The sequence below is a fragment of the Microlunatus elymi genome (assembly GCF_007362775.1).
GTDB lineage: Bacteria > Actinomycetota > Actinomycetes > Propionibacteriales > Propionibacteriaceae > Microlunatus > Microlunatus elymi.
Map to the genome: position 1 here is coordinate 3,457,935 of NZ_CP041692.1, position 20,828 is coordinate 3,478,762.

Annotated in this window: 21 protein-coding genes; 11 read left to right on the forward strand and 10 right to left on the reverse strand. The window is 68.4% G+C overall.

The features are described 5' to 3' along the window. Nucleotides 1-123: 123 nt before the first annotated feature. Nucleotides 124-969, reverse strand: coding sequence for a class I SAM-dependent methyltransferase (locus FOE78_RS15410; RefSeq protein WP_143987090.1), 846 nt, complete (start codon nt 967-969; stop codon nt 124-126). A gap of 72 nt (nt 970-1,041) precedes the next feature. Between FOE78_RS15410 and FOE78_RS15415 the strand changes: the two genes are divergently transcribed. Further along, on the forward strand, nt 1,042-1,635 hold the full coding sequence (locus FOE78_RS15415) for a TetR/AcrR family transcriptional regulator (RefSeq protein ID WP_143987091.1): 594 nt from the start codon (nt 1,042-1,044) through the stop codon (nt 1,633-1,635). Between the two features lie 69 nt (nt 1,636-1,704). Here the strand turns inward: FOE78_RS15415 and FOE78_RS15420 are convergent, their stop codons facing one another. Together FOE78_RS15420 and FOE78_RS15425 are read right to left on the reverse strand one after the other, a co-directional pair. Then, on the reverse strand, nt 1,705-2,364 hold the full coding sequence (locus tag FOE78_RS15420; protein WP_210414609.1) for an alpha/beta hydrolase family protein: 660 nt from the start codon (nt 2,362-2,364) through the stop codon (nt 1,705-1,707). Nucleotides 2,365-2,387: 23 nt separating this feature from the next. Further along, nucleotides 2,388-3,143, reverse strand: a complete 756-nt coding sequence (locus tag FOE78_RS15425) for an SOS response-associated peptidase (RefSeq protein ID WP_143987092.1) — start codon at nt 3,141-3,143, stop codon at nt 2,388-2,390. A gap of 88 nt (nt 3,144-3,231) precedes the next feature. On the opposite strand from FOE78_RS15425, the gene FOE78_RS15430 reads away from it, so the two are divergent. From FOE78_RS15430 to FOE78_RS15455, 6 genes are all read left to right on the forward strand, one after another. Beyond that, nucleotides 3,232-4,071, forward strand: a complete 840-nt coding sequence (locus tag FOE78_RS15430) for a DoxX family membrane protein (protein WP_143987093.1) — start codon at nt 3,232-3,234, stop codon at nt 4,069-4,071. Between the two features lie 34 nt (nt 4,072-4,105). Then, nucleotides 4,106-5,470, forward strand: a complete 1,365-nt coding sequence (aroA, locus tag FOE78_RS15435; protein ID WP_143987094.1) for a 3-phosphoshikimate 1-carboxyvinyltransferase — start codon at nt 4,106-4,108, stop codon at nt 5,468-5,470. Then, complete coding sequence (gene rsgA, locus FOE78_RS15440; protein ID WP_228265844.1) at nt 5,467-6,495, forward strand: ribosome small subunit-dependent GTPase A; 1,029 nt, start codon at nt 5,467-5,469, stop codon at nt 6,493-6,495. Before aroA ends, rsgA begins: the two co-directional genes overlap by 4 nt. A 10-nt stretch (nt 6,496-6,505) precedes the next feature. Next, complete coding sequence (locus FOE78_RS15445) at nt 6,506-7,318, forward strand: inositol monophosphatase family protein (RefSeq protein ID WP_143987095.1); 813 nt, start codon at nt 6,506-6,508, stop codon at nt 7,316-7,318. 67 nt (nt 7,319-7,385) lie between these two features. Beyond that, the gene (gene dgoD, locus FOE78_RS15450) at nt 7,386-8,531 is read left to right on the forward strand and encodes a galactonate dehydratase (protein WP_143987096.1); all 1,146 of its coding nucleotides are present in this window, start codon (nt 7,386-7,388) and stop codon (nt 8,529-8,531) included. Further along, nucleotides 8,503-9,612, forward strand: a complete 1,110-nt coding sequence (locus tag FOE78_RS15455; protein ID WP_143987097.1) for an FUSC family protein — start codon at nt 8,503-8,505, stop codon at nt 9,610-9,612. Before dgoD ends, FOE78_RS15455 begins: the two co-directional genes overlap by 29 nt. A 3-nt stretch (nt 9,613-9,615) precedes the next feature. On the opposite strand, the gene FOE78_RS15460 is transcribed toward FOE78_RS15455, so the two are convergent. From FOE78_RS15460 to FOE78_RS15470, 3 genes are all read right to left on the reverse strand, one after another. Then, nucleotides 9,616-10,551, reverse strand: a complete 936-nt coding sequence (locus tag FOE78_RS15460) for an isoaspartyl peptidase/L-asparaginase family protein (RefSeq protein WP_143987098.1) — start codon at nt 10,549-10,551, stop codon at nt 9,616-9,618. 4 nt (nt 10,552-10,555) lie between these two features. Continuing rightward, the gene (locus tag FOE78_RS15465; RefSeq protein WP_143987099.1) at nt 10,556-11,506 is read right to left on the reverse strand and encodes a T3SS (YopN, CesT) and YbjN peptide-binding chaperone 1; all 951 of its coding nucleotides are present in this window, start codon (nt 11,504-11,506) and stop codon (nt 10,556-10,558) included. Between the two features lie 93 nt (nt 11,507-11,599). After that, nucleotides 11,600-12,556 carry a hydroxymethylglutaryl-CoA lyase gene (locus tag FOE78_RS15470; protein WP_210414610.1) on the reverse strand — a complete coding sequence of 319 codons (957 nt, stop codon included), beginning with the start codon at nt 12,554-12,556 and terminating at the stop codon, nt 11,600-11,602. A gap of 116 nt (nt 12,557-12,672) precedes the next feature. On the opposite strand from FOE78_RS15470, the gene FOE78_RS15475 reads away from it, so the two are divergent. Continuing rightward, nucleotides 12,673-13,977: an alpha-L-fucosidase gene (locus tag FOE78_RS15475; protein WP_143987100.1), complete on the forward strand. Its 1,305-nt coding sequence runs from the start codon at nt 12,673-12,675 to the stop codon at nt 13,975-13,977. Here FOE78_RS15475 and FOE78_RS15480 read toward each other — a convergent pair. Next, nucleotides 13,913-14,866 carry a LysR family transcriptional regulator gene (locus tag FOE78_RS15480; protein WP_143987101.1) on the reverse strand — a complete coding sequence of 318 codons (954 nt, stop codon included), beginning with the start codon at nt 14,864-14,866 and terminating at the stop codon, nt 13,913-13,915. The genes FOE78_RS15475 and FOE78_RS15480 overlap by 65 nt on opposite strands. Nucleotides 14,867-15,007: 141 nt before the next feature. On the opposite strand from FOE78_RS15480, the gene FOE78_RS15485 reads away from it, so the two are divergent. Genes FOE78_RS15485 through FOE78_RS15495 form a run of 3 tightly spaced genes read left to right on the forward strand, consistent with a single transcriptional unit; the run spans nt 15,008 to nt 17,890 of the window. Continuing rightward, on the forward strand, nt 15,008-15,931 hold the full coding sequence (locus tag FOE78_RS15485) for an NAD(P)-dependent oxidoreductase (protein ID WP_228265845.1): 924 nt from the start codon (nt 15,008-15,010) through the stop codon (nt 15,929-15,931). Between the two features lie 10 nt (nt 15,932-15,941). Then, nucleotides 15,942-17,084 carry a mandelate racemase/muconate lactonizing enzyme family protein gene (locus tag FOE78_RS15490; RefSeq protein ID WP_143987103.1) on the forward strand — a complete coding sequence of 381 codons (1,143 nt, stop codon included), beginning with the start codon at nt 15,942-15,944 and terminating at the stop codon, nt 17,082-17,084. A 20-nt stretch (nt 17,085-17,104) separates the two neighbouring features. Continuing rightward, nucleotides 17,105-17,890, forward strand: a complete 786-nt coding sequence (locus FOE78_RS15495; protein WP_210414611.1) for a sugar phosphate isomerase/epimerase family protein — start codon at nt 17,105-17,107, stop codon at nt 17,888-17,890. Here the strand turns inward: FOE78_RS15495 and FOE78_RS15500 are convergent. Genes FOE78_RS15500 through FOE78_RS15510 form a run of 3 tightly spaced genes read right to left on the reverse strand, consistent with a single transcriptional unit; the run spans nt 17,887 to nt 20,821 of the window. Beyond that, the gene (locus FOE78_RS15500) at nt 17,887-18,909 is read right to left on the reverse strand and encodes an ABC transporter ATP-binding protein (RefSeq protein WP_143987104.1); all 1,023 of its coding nucleotides are present in this window, start codon (nt 18,907-18,909) and stop codon (nt 17,887-17,889) included. The two genes, FOE78_RS15495 and FOE78_RS15500, sit on opposite strands and share 4 nt — an antisense overlap. Beyond that, nucleotides 18,906-19,898, reverse strand: a complete 993-nt coding sequence (locus FOE78_RS15505; RefSeq protein WP_143987105.1) for an ABC transporter ATP-binding protein — start codon at nt 19,896-19,898, stop codon at nt 18,906-18,908. Before FOE78_RS15505 ends, FOE78_RS15500 begins: the two co-directional genes overlap by 4 nt. After that, entirely contained in the window at nt 19,895-20,821 is a 927-nt protein-coding gene (locus FOE78_RS15510) for an ABC transporter permease (RefSeq protein ID WP_210414612.1), read from the reverse strand. Before FOE78_RS15510 ends, FOE78_RS15505 begins: the two co-directional genes overlap by 4 nt. Nucleotides 20,822-20,828 lie beyond the last annotated feature (7 nt).

The following is a 20,828-nucleotide window of genomic DNA, read 5'->3' on the forward strand; positions in this document are numbered from 1 at the left end:
GTGCCGCGGCCGATTACAAGATTCCTGCTCCAGTGAGCCCAACCGCCGGCATTTCGGCCCGCTAAGCGTCACTGGCGCAGGGTTCTTGTAATCCCGTACTCATCTCGTGCGCAGGGTTCCGAGTCAGAGCCGGTCGGCGACGATCACCAGGGTCGTCGAATTCAGCGTGAAGCTGCCGCCGGCCCTGTCGATCACCGCGGCCATCCCGTCCAGCAGCTGCTGCAGGATCGCCGGCGGGATCCGGTTGTGGCCGCCGGAGGTCGGGACCACGTCGAGCCAGTCGTCCCGCGTCACGGTCGCCGACCAATCCAGGTTGTGCTGCTCGGGCTCGGTGAAGGCGGCGGTCTGGCGGAGTCCCTCGATCACGCGCTTAGTGATCGGCTGGTAGCCGGCGACCGCCGATGCCGCCCACGGCGTGAACGGCAGCCCGGTGTCGACCGAACGATAGACGTCAGCGAAAGCGTGCGCGAGCTCCGGCTCTGGATCGGCGACGTTCCAGAACAGCGCGATCCGACCGCCCGGACGCAATACCTCGGCCGCCTTTCTCGCCCCCGCGTCGGGATCGATCCAATGCCAGGTCTGGCCGGAGATCAGCAGATCGAGCCTACGACCGCGTGCATCCCACTGCTCGAACCTGCCGATCTCGACCGGCAGCCCGCGCCGTCGGGCGACCTCAGCCATTCGCTCGTCGACCTCGACGCCGAGCAGGCTGCAGCCCGCGTCGACGAACCGTGCGGCGGAGATGCCGGTGCCGATGCCGACGTCGAGGACCGACGGGCCGGCAGGTCCGTTCTGATCCAGATCGGCCGGCCCCAGGTCAGCCAGCACCAGCTCGGCCAGTTCGGGCGGATAGTGCGGGCGAGCTCGGTCGTAGCGCTCCGCGTCGGTGCCGAAGGACTCGGCGAGTTCGCGATGCTGGTACGGAGCTCGAGCGGCGGTGGGCTCCGACTCGGACGGTAGAGTGACCATGCGCCCACTCTAGGTGGGCATGTGCCCACTCGCCAATCACTCGATCGCGAAGGCCACAGGAGAAGCGAAGAGATGCCCACCGGTGTTGCCTTGCAGGATCCGCGCCAACAACTGTTCGGCGCTGCCGAACAAATCCTGCTGCGCCAAGGACCGGCCGCGCTGACCAGCCGCGCGGTGACCGCCGAGGCGGGGGTCGCCAAGGGCGTCCTGCATCGCCACTTCGCCGACTTCGACGACTTCCTGACCGAACTGGTCCGCGATCGGATCGCGCGCCTCGCCGAGCACGCCGATGATCTTCAGCGCTCGGTCGGCAGTGGCTCCGTCACCGACAATCTGGTCCGGGCAGTGACCGCCTGGTTCGACCCGGTGGCGCTGGCGATCGTTGCGTTGGTGACCTCGCGCGACGAGCTGCGGTCCCGGCTTCGGCAGACCACCCCGGTCGGACTCCCGCTGCTCACCGAGGCCGGCACCAAGTTGATCAGCTATCTGAGCGCGGAGCAGCAGCACGGTCGGCTGCGTGCCGATGCCGATGTCCGACTGCTGGCGCTGAGCATCATCGGCACCGTCCACTTGCTGTTCGCCGGTGAGCTCGGCGCGTCGCCGGACCCGGCCGCTGTACGCGAGGTGATCGCCTCGATCATCGTCGGCGCCGAAGCAGGAGCGTGATGACATGTGTATACGCGTCGAGCGAATCGGAGCAATCCGCGGCCGCAATGGCGAACACGTAGACAAATCTCATCGCAGCACGAAGTTGATCACCGAATCGGTGATCAGATCCCGCAGCTCGGCCGGCGTGATCGGCCCGTTCTTGGTCGTCCGCATCGAGTGATCGGCGCCCGGCACGGTGATGATCTTGATCGCCGGATCGCCGGCCGCGGCTTCCCGCACCTCGTCGGGGCCGCCGAAGGTGTCCCGCTCCCCCTGCAGCACCAGCCGCGGCACTCCGGCGCCGAGCAATTCGTCGGCGCGACTGCGATCGGGCCGGCCCGGCGGATGCAGCGGAAACGCGCAGCAGACGACGCCGCGGACAAGATCGAATTCGGGCGCGGTCCGGCACGCCACCCGGGCTCCGGCGCTGCGCCCGCCGAAGAAGTACGGCAGGTCCTGCGGCTGATCATGAAGCAGCTGAGGGATGGCGGCTTTCCAGGCGATGTCGAGCTTCGGCGGCCGGCTCGCCACCTTCTTGCCTGCGGTGCGCCAGGGCTGTTCGAATCGTGCCACCGTGATGCCGTGCCCCGGCAACCGGGAGGCCAGCACCGACAGGTCAACTGCATCGACCCCGCCGCCGGCGCCGTGGCCCATGATCAACAACGCCTGCGGTGACGGTGCGTCCCGCAGATAGAACCGCCCGGGTCCCTCCGGTGTCTCCACCTCGACCATCCGGTCAGCCGCCACGAATCCTCCCTTTGTTTCATGCCCTAGAACAGGGTGTCGTCGGGTTCGGGCGTCAGCGGCTCCAGCAACTCGGGGCCGTTGTTGGCGACGTTGCTGACCAGCGTCGACACCGCGTACGCCTCCAGCTGGTCGGCTTCGGTCACGGCCAGCAGTTGGCGGGCAGCTTGGGGGTCGGTGAGTTTCGGGTCCAGCCAGGCGTCCCAGCGGTCGGGCGAGACGATCATCGGCATCCGGTCGTGGATGTGGCCGACCGCATCGGTCGCGGTGGTGGTGATCACCGTGCAGGTCCGCAGCCAGGCCGAGTCGTCGTCGCGGTCCTTCTCGGGGTCGCGCCAGATCTCGTACAGCCCGGCCATCACCAACCGACCGCCGTCGGCGCGATGGATGAAGAACGGCTGCTTGCGGGGCCTTCCTGCGATGCGTTGCGGCTCCTTCGGCTCGTACCACTCGTAGTAGCCGTCGGCCGGCAGCAGACAGCGGCGGACCGCGCAGGCGCGCTTGAACGCCGGCTTCTCCGCCACCGTCTCGTAGCGGGCGTTGATCATCTTCGCGCCGGTGTTGCGGCTCTTCGCCCAGGACGGCACCAGTCCCCAGGTCAGCGGGGTCAGCCGCCGCCGGACGTCGTTGGTCTCGTGCGCCTTGCGCTCCAGGACCGCGGGCACCTCGACCGTCGGCGCGACGTTGTAGTCAGCCCCCGGCAGCACACCGACGATGTCGTCGACCTCGAACTCCTCGGCCAATTCCTCCGGCGTCGCCGAGGACGCATACCTGCCGCACATGCGGCACACGGTAGTCGAGGGGTCCGACACCCGAGCCGAGCCTCAGCAGACCGTTTAGCCGGGGTCGGCTTGTGTTAGGAATAAGGACATGACACTTGTGCGCGCCATCGGCCGGACCATGCTCTCCAGCTACTTCGTGCTCAACGGCATCCGGGCGGTCCGCAATCCCAGCGAGTTCGTGGCCGACGCCGAGCCGCTGGCCGAGCGGATCGTGCCGACCGCCAAGCGGTTCGCACCCGAGCAGGTGGCCGGGCTGATTCCCGAGGACACCGCCACCCTGGTACGGCTGAACGGTGCCGCCCAGGTGATCGGCGGCGTCGCCCTGGCCTCCGGCAAGGGCCGCCGGCTCGGCGCCGGACTGCTCGCCCTGTCGCTGATCCCCGCGACGGTGGCCCGGCATCCGTTCTGGAGCCGCACCGACCGGGAGGAGAAGACCGCCGATCGACAGCAGTTCGTCAAGAACCTCAGCCTGCTCGGCGGCGTGATCATCGCCTCCCGGGACACCGAGGGCAAGCCCGGCATCGTCTGGCGCGCCAACGAGGGCCGCGAGCTCGCGGTGAAGCGGACCAAGAAGGCGAAGAAGGACGCCAAGAAGGCGATCAAGCGCGGTCGCAACGAGGTCACCGGCGCCGCCGTCGCCGGCGGCCTGGCCCTGGTCGAGGAAGTCGTCGCCGAGAGCCGCAAGGCGCGCCGGCAGGCGGCCAAGCAGGCCAAGGCTGCCGCCGAACGGGCCCAGGTCGAGGCCAAGCACGCGCGCAAGCAGGCCAGGAAGAGCGCGAAGAAGTCCGTCGACCGGGTGCAGAAGTCGAGCGCCAAGGTTTCCAAGAAGGCGCAGGGTGCCGTCGAGGACGCCACCAAGAGTGTCCGTAAGATCGCCGATGACGCGCGGACCCAGCTCGGTGAGCACATCGAGCTCGGCAACAACTGACGTCACCCGTCTCGACGCCCACGGAGCTGCCCGAATGCCCAACCGATCTTGGACCGCCCCGTTGGCGCAGGTCCCGGTCCATGCCGAAGTCACCATCCCCGGTTCGAAGTCGGAGACCAACCGAGCCCTGATTCTCGCCGCGTTGGCCACCGGGCCGTCGGTGATCATCGGCGGACTGGAAGCCCGCGACACCCGGCTGATGCGCGACGCGCTGCGCGCCCTCGGTGTGCAGATCACCGAGGAAGGTGACCGCTGGCAGGTGCGGCCGCCGGCCGAGTTCACCGCAACGGAGCGGATCGACTGCGGCCTGGCGGGTACGGTGATGCGGTTCGTGCCGCCGCTGGCTGCCTTCGCCGCCGGGTCGACCACCTTCGACGGCGACGAGGAGGCCAGGGTCCGGCCGATGTCGGCGCTGCTGGACGGCCTGCAGGCCGTCGGCGCGACCATCGAAAGGACCGAGGACGGGCTGCCGTTCACCGTCACCGGCCGGGCCGATCTGCCCGGTGGCGTGGTCACTGTCGACTCGAGTGCCTCCAGCCAGTTCATCTCCGGACTGTTGCTGGCCGGAGCGCGGATGACCAACGGCATCGACGTACGGCATGAGGGCGCCACCGCAGTGCCCAGCAAGCCCAACATCGACATGACCGTGCAGATGTTGCGCGAGCGCGGTGTCCAGGTCGACGACTCGCAGGAGAATCGCTGGGTGGTGTCCCCCGGCGAGATCACCGGCGGCGAGTTCGTGGTCGAACCGGATCTGGCCAACGCCGCGCCGTTCCTGGCCGCCGCCGCGCTCACCGGCGGACGGATCAAGGTGCCGCACTGGCCGGCCCGATCGCACCAGCCCGGTGCCGCCATCGCCGACGTGCTGGCGCTGCTGGGTGCCGATGTTGATCTTGAAGACGGCGTGCTCACGGTCGAGGGCACCGACAACATCGAGTCGGTTGATCTTGATCTGCATGACGCCTCCGAGCTGACCCCGGTGGTGGCGGTGCTGGCCGCGTTCGCCGAGCACACCAGCCACATCCACGGGGTCGCGCACATCCGGGGCCACGAAACCGACCGGCTCGCCGCGCTGGCCGAGGACCTGACCGCGGTCGGTTGCAAGGTGCAGGAGACTGACGACGGTCTGACCATCCATCCGAAGCTGTTGCTCAGTAACACCTGGCGGACGTTCGCCGACCATCGGATGGTGACCGCTGGTGCGTTGTTCGGGCTGATGGTCGACGACATCGTGCTCGACGACGTCGACTGCGTCTCCAAGACCATGCCGGATTTCGTTGCCCTGTGGGAGAAGATGCTGGCCGACAGCGTCGCCGCCGACGAACTCAATGATCAACTCGGCAGCGATCAAGCAGCAGATGATCAAGGAACTGTTGATCAAGGAGCCGGTCAGGCGTGACACCGCGCGGGGTCGGCGAAGATGATCATGCTCGATTCGAGCGACCCCGGCGGCGTACCAGGCCGCGGACCAAGATCAGGCCGGACTACTCCGACGCGGTCGTCGGGATGGTGATCACCATCGACCGGGGCCGCTACACCTGCCTCGTCGATGATCATGAAGTGACCGCCGCGAAGGCCCGCCAGCTCGGCCGCAAGGGCGTGATCGTCGGCGACCGGGCCCGGCTGGTCGGCGACGTGTCCGGCGACGAGGGCACCCTGGCCCGGGTCGTCGAGGTGCTGGACCGTCAGACCGTGCTGCGCCGGACCGCCGACGACGACGACCCGTACGAGCGTCCGATCGTGGCCAACGCCGACCAGTTGGTGATCGTCACCGCGTTGGCCGATCCGCAGCCGCGGACCGGGATGATCGACCGCTGCCTGGTTGCCGGTTACGACGCCGGGCTGGATCCGCTGCTCTGCCTGACCAAGGCAGACCTGGCCTCGCCGGACGAGCTGATCGCGATGTACGGACCGCTGGACGTGCCGATCGAGATCACCTCCCCCGGCGCCGACCTGGACTCGCTGCGGGAGCGGCTGGCCGGTCGCCGCAGTGTTTTCGTCGGGCATTCCGGGGTCGGCAAGTCCACCCTGGTCAACGCACTGATCCCGGACGCCAACCGCAGTACGGGATCGGTGAACGAGGTGACCGGCAAGGGCCGGCACACCTCCACCGCCGCGTACGCGCTGCAACTACCGCCCATCGACCCTTCGACAAGCTCAGGGCCCTCCAGTGCTGAGCCAGGTGAAGGGCCGGGCTGGGTGATCGACACCCCCGGCGTCCGCTCGTTCGGGCTCAGCCATGTCTCCCGGGACCGGATCGTGGCCGCCTTCGACGACCTGGAACGGTTCGTCGCCGACTGCCCGCGCGGTTGCCCGCACGACACCGGCGCTGAAGACTGCGGGCTCGATGCCGCGGTCGAACGCGGCGACCTGTCCGCGGCACGACTGGAGTCCTTCCGCCGGATGATCACCACGGACCAGTAACCTCAGCCCCATGTCTGATCCCCATGCCGCGCTGACCGACGACCTGCGGCTGGCGCACCTGCTCGCCGACGACGCCGATTCGATCACCATGAGCCGGTTCAAGGCACTGGACCTGCACGTCACGGCCAAGCCGGACCTGACTCCGGTGACCGACGCCGACACCTCGGTCGAGGAGGCGCTGCGGCGTACCCTCGGCCGGGCCCGGCCGCGTGATGCCGTGCACGGCGAGGAGATGGACGACACCGGCTGGGGACCGCGGCGGTGGGTGATCGATCCGATCGACGGCACCAAGAACTACGTCCGCGGCGTCCCGGTCTGGGCGACCTTGATCGCGCTGATGATCGAGGATCAACCGGTGGTCGGAGTGGTCAGCGCACCGGCCCTCAACCGGCGCTGGTGGGCCAGCCTGGGCGGCGGCGCCTACACCGGCAAGTCGCTGATGTCCGCCTCCGGCATCCAGGTGTCCGACGTGGCCAAGATCGAGGACGCGTCGTTGAGCTACTCCTCGTTGAACGGCTGGATCTCCTCCGGCCTCGGTCAGGGCTTCGTGGACCTGCTGCGGGATGCCTGGCGGACCCGCGCCTACGGTGACTTCTGGTCCTACATGCTGCTGGCCGAGGGCGCAGTTGATCTTGCCTGCGAACCGGAGCTGGAGCTGCACGACATGGCGGCCTGCTCCATCGTCGTCACCGAGGCGGGCGGCCGATTCACTGACCTGGAAGGAAATCCGGGCCCCAACGGCGTCGGCGCGTACGCGTCCAACGGCCGGCTGCACGACGACCTGCTGGCCCGGCTGCGGCCCGGCGACGACTCCGAGGACTGACTTGTCAGCGTGAGAAGGCGCTATAGCGCCCTCTGACGCTGACAAGTCGGCGTGAAAGAGTAGCCGGGTGAAGATCACCGCGCTGGACACCTACATCATCGAGCCCCGCTGGCTGTTCCTGGCGATCCGTACCGACGACGGGATCACCGGCTGGGGTGAGCCGATCGTCGAGGGCAAGGCGGCCACCGTCGCCGCGGCCGTCGAGGAACTCTCCCCGCTGTTGATCGGCCAGGACCCGAGCCCGGTCGAAGATCATTGGCAGACCCTCACCAAGGGCGGCTTCTACCGCGGCGGCCCGGTGCTGTCCAGCGCCGTCGCCGGCATCGACCAGGCACTGTGGGACATCAAGGGCAAGGCGCTGGGATTGCCGATCCACGAGTTGCTGGGCGGCCCGGTCCGGGACCGGATGCGGGTCTACTCCTGGATCGGCGGCGACGATCCCCGCGACTTGGCCGACCACGCGCTGCAGCGCCGCGAACAAGGCTTCACCGCGATCAAGATGAACGGCGCCGGCCGGATGCGGGCACTGGAGTCGCGGGCCGAGATCAAGGCCCTGGTCGCCAGGGTGGCCGCCGTCCGCGACGCGGTCGGCGACGACTTCGACATCGCCATCGACTTCCACGGCCGCTTCTCCCCCGCCGTCGCCCGAGTCGCCTGCCGGGCGCTGGAGGACCTGCATCCGCTCTTCGTCGAGGAGCCGGTGGTGCCGGAGCTGTCGGCCGACCTGACCAAGATCACCGAGAGCACCACGATCCCGATCGCCACCGGCGAAAGGCTCTACTCCCGTTGGGATTTCCGCGATGTGCTGCCGACCGGGATCGCCGTCGCCCAACCGGATCTGTCGCACGCCGGCGGCATCTCCGAGGTCCGCCGGATCGCCGCCGCCGCGGAGTCGTACGGTGTTGCGTTGGCCCCGCACTGTCCGCTCGGCCCGATCGCCTTCGCCGCCAGCCTGCAGATCGACTTCGCCAGCCCGAACGCGATCATCCAGGAGACCAGCCTGGGCATCCATTACAACGCCGGCTCCGATCTGTTGGACTACCTGGTCGACCCGGCCGTGTTCGACTTCGCCAACAGCGCGGTGGCCCGGCCGACCGGGCCGGGGCTGGGCATCGAGGTCGACGAGGACGTCGTACGAGCGGCCGCCGAGCGCGGGCATCAGTGGCACAACCCGATCTGGCGGCATGCCGACGGGTCGCTCGCCGAATGGTGAGTTGATCTTGAACGCCGGCTTGCGGTCACAGCTTCGGCAGCTGATCGCTGTCGGGCCGCATCGTGGTGAGCACACGGTTGCGATCCGGGCGGCGCTGTCGGTCGCGGTGCCGCTGCTGGTTCTGCTGGGCATCGGCCACATCGAGTGGTCGCTGTACGCCACCTTCGGCGCGTTCACCGCGCTCTACGGCCGGACCAGTCCGCTGCGGCCGCGGTTGCGGATGCAGGCCTTCGCCGGTCTGACGCTGACCGTCTCGGTGCTGCTCGGCGTGCTGATCGGGATCTCCCCCTATCGCAGCTGGCTGCTGATTCCGGTGGCCGCGGTCTGGGCGACGTTCATCGCGCTGATCGCTCATCGCCGGCATTGGCATCCACCGGGCCCGCTGTTTCCGGTCTTCGCGCTGGGCGCCTGCGCGTCGGTGCCGGCGACCTGGACCGACGTGCCGATCGCGCTGACCGTGGTCGTCAGCTCGGCCCTGTTCGCGATCGGGCTGACGGCGCTGGTGTCCTTGCTCGGCCGGTCGGGGCTGATCCGGAAGTTGATCAAGGCCGGACCACGGCCCACCCCGGCCCGGCCCAAACCCGCCGGATCCCAACAACGGCTGATCGAATGGCGGTTGCGTCACTACCCGATCCGGTACGCGATCAGCGTCGCGATCGCCGGTCTGATCGCCACCTCGATCGGCTTCATCGGCCATCCGTACTGGGCGATGGTGGCGGCCGTGGTGCCGATGGCGGCGCCCGATCAGGGCGCCCGGCTGCTGCGGGCGGCGCAACGGTTGATCGGCACGGTGATCGGGGTGGTGATCGCCGGCGCGATCCTGGCGCTGGACCTGCCGTCGCTTCTGGTGATCTTGATCGCCGCGTTGTTGCAGGCTGGCGCGGAGTTGACCGTCGGCCGCAACTACGGGCTGGCGCTGCTCTTCATCACCCCGCTGGCGTTGTCGATGACCCAGCTGGCGCATCCGCTGCCGATCGGCGAACTGGTCCGGGACCGTACGGTGGAGACCTTCATCGGCGTCGCGGTGGCGGTGATCATCACCCTGCTCACCCGGGAACGCCGGCAGGACGCCGAGGGCTGACTCTCAGGTCAAGGTGACCAGCCGATGATCTTGATCGAAGGCCGCGAACATCATCGGCGAGTTGTGGGCGACCACCACCGTGCCGTCGGCGCCGACCGCCACCAGACCGCCACTGGAATCCTTGCCGGACAGCTCCGTCTCGATCGTCGCGGACACCGCGTCGGCAAGATCAACTCCGAGATATCGCAACCGGGCAACGATGTCGTAGGACACCACGCACAGCATGAACGCCTCGCCGTGGCCGGTGCAGGAGATCGCCGCGAGACCGTTGCGGGCGTAGGTTCCGGCGCCGATGATCGGGGTGTCGCCGACCCTGCCCACGCTCTGATTGGCGATCCCGCCGGTCGAGGTGGCCGCGGCCAGCCCACCGGTCGAGTCCCGGGCGACCGCCCCGACCGTGCCGTGCCTCGGCCCGTCCGCATCGTCGGCGTGCAGGTGGGCCAGCTGCCGTCTGCGCGAGTCGGTGACGAAATACCGCTGATCGGCGGTCTGCTCGCCCCAGGAGTTGATCAACTCCACGTCGGGCGCAGCGATCAGCACGTGCGGTGATCGGCGCATCACCTGACGGGCCAACCGAACCGGATTCCTGGCATGGCGCGACGCGGCCACTGCTCCGGCGTGCCCGGCACCGTCCATGATCGCGGCATCCAACTCCGCACTGCCGTCGGCGGCCAGGCTGGCGCCGCGACCGGCGTTGAACAGCGGATCGTCTTCCAGCACACAGATCGCGGCGCAGACAGCGTCGGTCGCGGTGCCGCCGTCGGCCAGCACCGTCTCGCCGGCCGCGTACGCCCGGCTCAGTCCGTCCTCGAAGGCGTGCCGTTCTTGATCGGCGAGTTCGTGGATCCGGCCACCGGCGCCGCCGTGCACCGCCAACTGGTAGCGACCCTGCGGTGCGATCCGCCACAGCCTGGTCTGCACCGGCTTGTCGTCGGACATGGGCTCAGTCGTCGGGATCCGTGTCGTCGAAGGTGGTCCGGCCGCGGAGCTTGTCGGCAAGATGTCCGTCGATCGCGTCCGCGGTGTCGGACATGATCTGTACGGCCTGGGCCAGATGCGCCGGCACGAACGGCTGCGCCATCACCGACAGGGTGGCGAACACCCGATCCTTGATCAACTGGAACTTCACCCAGCGGCCTTCGCAGTTGAGGTCGTTGAGCACCTCGGCGGCCCGGGACCGGCCGCCCTCGATCTCGTGCACGATGGCGGCGAACACCACGATCTCCCGGGCGTCCGGTGAGGTCCGCAGGAAGATCATCGTCGAGCCGACCCGGATCGCGATGTCGCCCTCGTCGTCGCGGATCGGCCGGTGCCCGAAGAGATCGGTCAGTTCCGCGTCCAGCAGCTCGTCCAGGTGCTCACGGCTGCCCGGCATGATCGCCGTGACGTCCTCGTCGTCGTAAAGCGGGTCCTTGGTGGCGTCTTCGGCCTTCGGGGTCAGGATCTCGGCGAGCTGGTCGGGCGCCAGGAAGACCGGATGCGGGACTCCGTACACGTCCCGCAGGGCGACCACGGCCAGCTCGGCCAACCGGTCGGACTCCTCCTGCGGCAGCTCGGTCCAGAAGTTGGCCGTCGGCGCGGTGCCGTTGTCCGGCTCGGCGGTCGGCGCGTGCCAGCCGGCCCGCTCCATCGTGGTCAGTTCACCCTGGCCGAGCTGGAACGCGTCGGCCAGCACCGCGTTGCTGGCGGCCTCGGAGCGGATCGTGTCGCGGGCCGGCGCGGTGAAGGAGACGAACGGGCCGCCTTCGGCCGCCGGTTCGGACTCGGTGCCGATGACCAGGTCACCCGAGTCGTCGATCACGGAGACGACCTCACTGAGCCGCATCTGGAACTCTGCCCACGCCTGCGCGGTGCTGCGATCGATGTCGAAACCCTCGTAGCCAGTAGATTCCATCGCTCACTCTCAACCTCGGCCGTCCTCAGCCACGAACCTAAGGCATGTACGAGGCCGGTGTCGACCTGCTCGAAACAGCCGTAGCCGACCTGATCAGAACAGCTGGTCGGCAGCAGCCTCCTGGTAGAGCGCGGTGACGACCCGGGACGGTGAGGGGCGGCCGAGCTTGCCGGCCATCCAGCCACTCAGTTGCACCAGCCGGTCCAGATCGATCCCGTGCTCGATGCCCAGACCGTTCAGCATCCAGACCAGGTCCTCGGTGGCCAGGTTGCCGGTGGCCGAGCGGGCGAACGGGCAGCCGCCGATGCCGCCGGCCGAGGCGTCGTACTCGGTGACGCCGCAGCGCAGACCGCTGAGCACGTTGGCCAGCGCCTGACCGTAGGTGTCGTGGAAGTGCAACGCCAGCCGGTCCATCCCGATCCCGGTGCCGCCGATCGCCTCGAGCAGGGCCTGGACATGGCCGGGCGTCGCCACCCCGATGGTGTCGCCGAGGCTGATCGTCCGGCAACCCAGATCGGCGAGGCGGCGTACGACGTCGAGGACCTGACCGATCGGCACCCGCCCTTCCCACGGGTCGCCGAAGCACATCGAGACATAACCGCGTACGCCGATGCCGGCCTCGGCGGCTTGCCGGACCACCGGCGCGGCCAATTCGATCGCACCGTCGACGGTGGTGTCCAGGTTCTCGTGGGCGAATCGTTCGGTGGCACTGACGAAGATCGCGATCTCGGTGGCCCCGGCGGCCAGCGCGCGGTCCATCCCGATCTGATTCGGCACCAGCACCGGATGCCGGATCCCGTCGGCCGAACCGATCCCGGCCAGCACCTCGGCCGCGTCGGCCAGTTGCGGCACCCAGCGGGGCGAGACGAAGCTGGTCGCTTCGATGGCCGTCAAACCGGTCTGGCGAAGTCCTCGGATGAATTCGATCTTGGTCCGGGTGTCGACGATCTCCTTCTCCGCCTGCAGGCCGTCCCGCGGGCCGACCTCGTAGATCTGCACCTGTTCGGGCAGCCCGGGCAGGGGAAACTCGTCCGGCAACTCCGCCATCATCTCTCCCGTCGTGTCGACTTCCTGCGACGACCCTATTCCGTCGGCCACCGGTCCACCCCGCCCACCCGATCAGCCTGTTGGGGCAAACATCGGAGGTCTTGCTAGCCTTCCGTGCCATGCCCAACGAAACCCGCGTGGCCGACCAGCTTCCGATGATCCCGCCGACTCCGGGCCAACTCGCCTGGCAGCGCCAGGAGCTCGGCGTCTTCTTCCACTTCGGCGTGAACACGTTCGCCGCGCTGGAATGGAGCGACGGCACGCTGCCGGCCAGCAGCTTCAACCCGACCGATCTCGACGCCCGGCAATGGGTCGCCACCGCCGCCGACGCCGGCGCCCGCTATGTCGTGCTGACCGCCAAACACCATGACGGCTTCTGCCTCTGGCCCACCGAGACCACCGACTACTCGGTCGCCTCCTCACCGTGGCGCGACGGCCAGGGCGACGTGGTCGCCGAGGTCGCCGCCGCGGCCGAGGAGTACGGACTTGATCTTGGTCTCTACCTGTCCCCGTGGGATCGCAACGCCGCGTGCTATCCGGACAAGCCCGCCTACGACCGGTTCTATCAAGATCAACTTCGCGAGCTGTGCACTCGGTACGGCAAGTTGACCGAGCTCTGGTTCGACGGCGCCGGATCGCAGGGCCGGGAGTACGACTGGGTCGGCATCGGCGAGGTGATCAAGGAAACCCAGCCGGACGCGATGATCTTCAACATGGGTGCGCCGACGATCCGCTGGGTCGGCAACGAGGACGGGCTCGCGGCCGATCCGGTCAACTATGTGGTGGCCGAGACCGACTTCAGCCAGTACACGACCTACTCGACCCAACTGGCCGAGGCCCTCTACCTGCCGCCGGAATGCGACGTGTCGATCCGCAAGGGCTGGTTCTGGGCCGACCGTGATCAACCGAAGTCTCTTGATCATCTTCTCGGCATCTACTATCGCTCGGTCGGGATGGGCGCCAACCTGCTGCTCAACCTGCCGCCGGACAACCGTGGCTTGATCCCGGATGCCGACGTCGAACGCCTGCGTCAGTGGCGATCCGAGCTGGACCAGCGATTCGCCGAGCCGATCGAAGCGACGGTGACCAAGATCGACTCCGATGGCGACTCGGTGACCTGGCGAGCCGACTTCACCGAGCCGGCCGTCCTTGATCATCTGGAGCTGGTCGAGGATTACCGCAACGGCCAGCGGGTCCGGGCGCATCGGGTCCAGGCCGGCGATCGGACGCTGGCCGACGGCCTGACCATCGGCAACAAGCGGCTGCACGCCTTCGACGAGTTGCAGGCCTCGGCGGTGGAGATCGTCACCACCGGTGCCGATCCCGTGCTGGCACAGGTCCGCGGCTACCGGACCGGCTTCAACGCGGCGCCGCAGATCGTCTACCGCGCCTCGACCGAGGCCCCGGACGACGCCGGGCACTGAGTACGCCGGCGCTGAAGCAGTCCTCCGACAGCAGCGGGAGGACCCGGGCCAGCACCGGGTCCTGCGACTGCGGATTCCAGCAGGCCTCCAGCCGCACCGTCCGGGTGTCCGCGGCGTCCAGCTCGCGATAGACCACCCCGTCGATCCGCATCGCGGTACACGACCGCGGGATCAGGGCGACCCCGCGGCCGGCCCGGACCAGCGCCAGCATGGTCGGGAACTGGGATGCGATCTCGGCACCGAGGAAGTCCTGCACCGCGATCAGCGCGGCGCAGACGTCGTACAGGTAGCGAGACCCTTCCGGCGAGTAGCCGATGTAGTCGGCGGACACGTCCACCAGCCGGACCGGTTCGTCGCCGGCGGCCAGTTCATGAGCGACGGGGGCGGCCAGTACCAGCTCCTCGGCGTGCACCGGCAGCGCGGACAGCCCGTCCGGTACCGGTGGCCGAACCAGGCAGAGATCGAGTCGGCCACTCCCCAGGGCGTTGAACTGCTCCTCGCTGACCAACTCCTGCAGATCGACCTCCACCCCGGGAAGTTGATCATGAATCAGCGACAGCATCGGACCGAGCACCGCGTAGGCACCGATCGCGGTGAAGCCGAGCCGCAGCGTGCCGACCTCACCGGCCGCCGCCCGGCGGGCCGATTCCGGCGCCGCCTCGGCCAACGCGAGCAGCCGGCGGGCGTCGACCAGGAACGCGGCCCCGGCCGGCGTCAACCTGACCTCCCGATCCCGGTCGAGCAGGCGGACTCCGATGCTCCGCTCCAGCGCCTGGATCTGCCGGGTCAGCGGCGGCTGGGTCATCTGCAGCCGCCCGGCAGCCCTGCCGAAATGCAACTCGTCGGCGACCGCGACGAAGCCGCGAAGCTGAGCCAGCGAATACTCCATGCCGTCACGGTATCGGCCGATGCCGGATCGGGCTTGGACGAGTATCGGGTTGATTGCGTACCGTTCGGTTCCGTGACCCGACTGCTGATGGCTCTGACGGCGTCTCGTGCCGCGGATGTGTGCGACCCCGAGACCCGGTCCATGATCAACTCGCGCTTCGACGCGCAGTGGCTGGATGATCACGAGCAACTCGATCAAGCTCTGCTCCGCGAACGCCTGGCCGGCCAGGACGTGGTGCTGACGAGTTGGGGTACGCCGCCACTCCCGGCCGATCTGCTCGGTGCGGGCAACGGCGGTCCGACCGTGGTGGCCCACGCCGCCGGCACGATCAAAAACCTGGTCCCGGCCGAGTCGCTGGACAAGATCAGCATCTTCTCGGCAGCACCGCGGATCGCCTGGTCGGTGGGCGAATACTGCCTGACCGCGTTGCTCACGCTGCTGCGCCGCCTTCCCGAGTACGACGACTGGGTCCGGCACGGTGGCTGGAAGACCGACTCGTTCCGCGGCCGTGAGCTGCGCGGGCTGACCGTCGGCATCGTCGGCGCATCGTCCACCGCGCGCGCCTTCATCGAGTTGCTCCGGCCGTTCGGGGTCGAGATCTGGGTGTACGACCCGTACCTGTCGGCCGAGCAGGCCGCACAGTTGGGCGTACGAAGCGTCTCGCTGGAACAGGTGGTCGGTTGCTCGGTGCTGTCGGTGCACGTGCCGGCGACGCCGGCCACCGAGGGCCTGATCACCGCCGACCTGATCAGCCGAATTCCCGACGGCGGGATCGTGATCAACTCCTCCCGCGCAGCCGCAGTCGACACCGCAGCGTTGATCAACGAGACCGCGACCGGGCGGCTGCAGGCCGCTCTGGACGTGTATCCGTCGGAGCCGCCCGAGTTGCCCGAATCCGTACTGGGCAACGGAAATCTGCTGCTCACCCCACACATCGCCGGCGACTCGGTCGACGGTCACCGGGCGCTGGTCCGCTACGTGCTGGACGACGTGATCGACTTCCTCGAGCACGATCGGCGCGGGCCTAGTTGGGTCGACCCGGCCAAGCTGTCGATCACCGCCTGAGGAGCTGATCATGCCCACTGCTCCTTCGACCGGCAACGGTTCGGTGATCGACCGGCTAGAGGTCTTCTGCGTGCCCGTGCCCTTCCGGCACAAGTTCGTCCTCGGCAGCGGCGCTGTCGGCGATCGCACCCACACCGGCGACGTGATCTTCGTCAAGCTCACCACCTCCGACGGCGTGGTCGGCTGGGGCGAGCAGCGCGCGCTGCCCAGCTGGAGCTACGAGACGCCGGAAACGATCATGGTGGTGATCGAGAAGCATCTCGCGCCGCTGCTGATCGGACTGTCGCCGTACGACGTCGAGCTGTTTCACCGTCGCGCGGCCAAGGCGCTCAGTCCCTCGGTGTCCAACGGGTTCCCGTTCGCCCGGGCCGCGCTGGACATCGCGATGCACGATGCCGCCGGTCGGGCGGTCGGGTTGCCGGTGCATCAACTCCTCGGTGGCCGGTGCACCGACGAGATCGCTTTGTGCAGTGCGGTCGGCGTCGACGAGCCGGAGCGGGTGGCCGAACGGGTCACCGAGAGCGCTGCCTACCACGCGTACAAGATCAAGATCTCCGGGCAGGCCGACGCCGATGCAGCCGCAGTCCGGGCCGCGGCGGACGTCGCCGCGGGCAAGCCGATCTGGTTGGACGCGAACCAGTCCTACCGGCCGGCGGCGCTGCGTCAACTACTGGCCGCGGTACGAGATGTGCCGGGGCTGTTCTGCATCGAGCAGCCGGTGCCGAGCACCGACTGGGCCGGGATGCAGCGGCTGCGTGCCGATCTCGAGCTGCCGCTGGCCATCGACGAGGGCAGTTTCAGCGCAGCCGACCTGGCCCGGACCGCCGTGCTCGGCGGCGCCGACCTGGCGGTGATCAAGGTGTGCAAGTCCGGCGGCCTGCGGCAGGCTCAGCGCACCGCGGCGGTCGCCCAGGCGCACGGCATCGAGCTGCTGGCCAGCGGGCTCACCGACTGTGGTGTCGGCTTCGCCGCGGCCCTGCATCTCTTCTCTGCCATGGATCTCGCGCTGCCGGCCGAACTCAACGGGCCGGAGTTGCTGGACCACCTTTTCGTCGACGGCCTCACCATCCGCGATTCCGTCGCGACGGTGCCCACCGGCCCCGGGTTGGGCGTCGAGGTGGACGAAGAACGGATCCGGGGCACGGCACGATGATCACCGATCGGATGGACGACGTGAGCACAACGCTCGACCGGACCTGGGCCGTGTTCAGCAAACCGTGGGCGGAGCTGGCCGCCGCGCCGTTGGCAGCGCTGGTCGGCCGGCTCGGCTTCAACGCGGTCGAGTTGCCGGTCCGGCCGGGCGCCTTCGTCACCCCGGAACACGCCGAGGATCGACTGCCCGAGTTCGCGAAAACCCTGCGTGGGTTGGGAATCGAACCGATCAGCATCGCGTCCGATCCGACGCCGGCCGTTCTCGACGCCTGCGCCGCGGCAGGCGTGCCGATGATCAGGATCATGGCGCCGATCGGCGATGACGGCTACCGGGCCTCGGTACGCAGGCTCCGCGGTGATCTCGAACGTCTGGCTCCCGAGTGCGAGCGCACCGGGATCCGGATCGGCATCCAGCCGCACCATGGCGCCTTCGTCAGCACGGTCCTCGGGGTGTGCGAACTGATCCGTGATCTGCCGCCGGAATTCTGTCTGATCTGGGATGCCGGCCACGACGCGCTGGCCGGCGAGGATCCCGCGTACACGTTGGAGCAGTGCGGTGATCGGCTCGGCTTGGTCAACCTGAAGAACGCCGTCCACCGACCGATCGATGATCAACAGCCGGCCCGGTTCCGGACCTGGTTCGGTCCCGGTGATCAAGGACTGGCCGACTGGCCCGAGATCATCGATCTGCTGCGGACGATCAACTACGACGGCCCGGTCTGCCTGACCGCGCAGTACACCGACACCACACCGGACGAGGCTGCCGACCTGGCCGCCGCCGATCTCGCCTGGGCCCGCACCCTCTAGGAATTCCGGCCGGCAGGGATCATCGAGTCGGCGCCGCGGCCGGCCTCCTCGGCGGCGACATGGCAGGCGACCTCGATCCCGGGGGCCAGCTCCAGCAGCGGCGGCGTGGTGGTCCGACAGACGTCGCGGGCCAGCGGGCAGCGATCGGCGAACCGACACCCAGGCTTGGGATCGATCACCTTCGGCGGTTCACCCTTGGCCATCTCGGCGGTCACCGCGAGTTCGGCCCGCGGGTCGGGCACGGCGGCCACCAACAACTGTGTGTACGGATGCCGGGGCGCGCCCAGCACGTCCTCGACCGGTCCGGACTCGACGATCCGACCGGCGTACATCACCATCATCCGGTCGGCGACGTAGCGGGCGCTGGCGATGTCATGGGTGATGTAGAGCAGCGAGACGCCCTGCTCGTCCCGCAGCGAGGTCATCACGTTGAGCAGCCCGATCCGGATCGAGATGTCCAGCATCGACACCGGTTCGTCCGCCAGGATCACCTGCGGCCGATAGGCCAGCGCCTGCGCGAACCCGATCCGCTGCCGCTGCCCGCCGGACAACTCGTACGGGTAGCGGCCGACCACCTGCGAGGCCGGCGACAACCCGACCGCGGTCAGCACCCGTTCCGCCTCGTCCTGACGATCCTTGGCGGCCACGTCCGGCCGATGCAACTTGAGCCCGCGGACGATCCCGTGCGCCACCGTGTAGGCGGGGTTCAGTGAGCTGAACGGATCCTGGAAGACCATCGGCACCGCGGCGCGGTAGCTCAGCACCTCGGCACGCGTCCGCAGCCCGGACAACGGCCTGCCGTCGAACATGATCTCACCGCGGCTCGGCGGATAGACCCTGGCCAGCAGCCGGGCGATGGTGCTCTTGCCGCTGCCGCTTTCCCCAACCAGGGCGACGATCTCGCCGGCATTGATCGCGAAGTCGGCCTCGTCCACGGCATGCAACTGGTGGCGGTTGCGCAGTCCGCCGACGCGGAAGACCCGGGTCAGTCCGCGAGCCTCCAACAGCGGCGCGGTCATCGGTCCCTCCCCAACTCGGCCTTGTCCCGGTGATCCGGGTCGTGCAACAGACATCGAGCCTGGACGTCGGCCACCTGGTAGAGCGCCGGTTGGGTCACCGCGCAGGCGTCGAAGCGGAGCGGACAGCGCGGTTCGAACCGGCAGCCCGGCGGCATCGCGGTCAGGTTCGGCGGCGCCCCCGGGATCCCCTGCAGCGGGACCCGCGGTCCCCTGATCTGGGGGAAGGCATCCAGCAGGCCGCGGCTGTAGGGGTGGGCCGGCGAGTCGAAGACCTGCCGGGTCGGCCCGTACTCCATCTCCTGGGCCGCGTACATCACCATCAACCGGTCGGAGAAGTGACTGACCAGGCTCATGTCGTGGGTCACGAAGATCACCGCAAATCCCAACTGCTGCTGGAGTTCCTTGATCTGCAACATCAAGGAACGCTGCGCCACCACGTCCAGCGCCGAGGTCGGCTCGTCCATGATCACCAACTCCGGCGTGAACAGCAACGCCATCGCGATCATCGCGCGCTGCCGCATGCCGCCGGACAACTGATGCGGGAAACTGTTCAGGTGCACCCGGTCGATGCCGACCAGCTCCAGCACCTCCTCCGACCGCTGCCTGATCTCGATCTTGGAACGGATTCCGTGCGCCTTCATCGCGTCCGCGTACTGAGCTCGGATCCGTTTGACCGGGTTGAGCGCATTCATCGCGCTCTGCATCACCACCGACATGTTCCGCCACCGAATTGGGGCCAACTCGCCGGCGTTCATCGCGACCATGTTCTGACCGCGGAAGATCACCTCTCCCCCGGCCACCGACGCCGGCGGGGTCAGCAACTGCGCGATCGCGAACAGCAACGTCGACTTGCCGCAGCCGGACTCACCGACGATGCCCACGAACTCACCTGACTGCACATCGAGATCGACCTGATCAACAGCGGTCACCGGCCCGGACGACGTGTCGTAGGTGACCGACAGACCGGTCACCTGCAGTAGCTTGCTCACCGGCGCACCTTCCTCCGCCGCACCGGTCGAAGCGCCGGATTGCCGATCTCGTCGAAGGCGTAGTTCAGCAGCGCAAAGGATGCGCCGAGCAGACCGATCGCCAGACCGGGCGCGATCACCCACCACTGCTGTCCGGTCTGCAACGCCTCGTTGGTCTGCGCCCAGTGCAGCATCGTTCCCCAGCTGTTCGCCGACGAGTTGCCCAGTCCGATGAACTGCAGTCCTGCCTCAGTCAGCAGTGCGTACAGCGCGATGCCGAGGAAGTTCGCCGCGATCAGCGACACCATCGTCGGCAGGATCTCGAACACGATCACGTACGAGGCCCGCTCACCCCGAACCCGCGCCGACTCCAGGAAATCCCTATTCCGCAAAGACATCGCCTGCGCCCGCAACTGCCGGGCCCCGTACGACCACCCGGTGATCACCAGGACTCCGATCAGCACCGGCATCTTGCCTCCGCCGGCGTAGGCGGCGATCACGATGATCAACGGCAGGGCCGGGATGACCAGGAAGACGTCGGTGAGCAAGGACAGCAGGTCCTCGCCCAGACCGCCCAGATAGGCCGCGGAGACGCCGATGATGATCGACACCACACTGGCCAGCACTCCGACCATCACGCAGACGAACAGGGACTGCCGGGTGCCGTAGACCAGTTGGGTCCAGATGTCCTGGCCGAAGGCGTTGGTGCCGAGCAGATGTCCCGATCCGGGCGGCAGCATCTGGGCGAACTGCTGGTTGGGATTGTGGATGGTGGTGAACAGTTGCGGCACGATGGCGGCGATCACGAAGATCGCCAGCATGATCGCCCCGGCCAGCGCCTTCTTGTTGCCCACGACGGCACGCAGAACGCCGGCGCCGGGACGGATCCGGGTGGCCGGGGCCTCGACCGCGGTCTCGGCAGCGGTTGCGGTGACAGCACTCATCACGTCT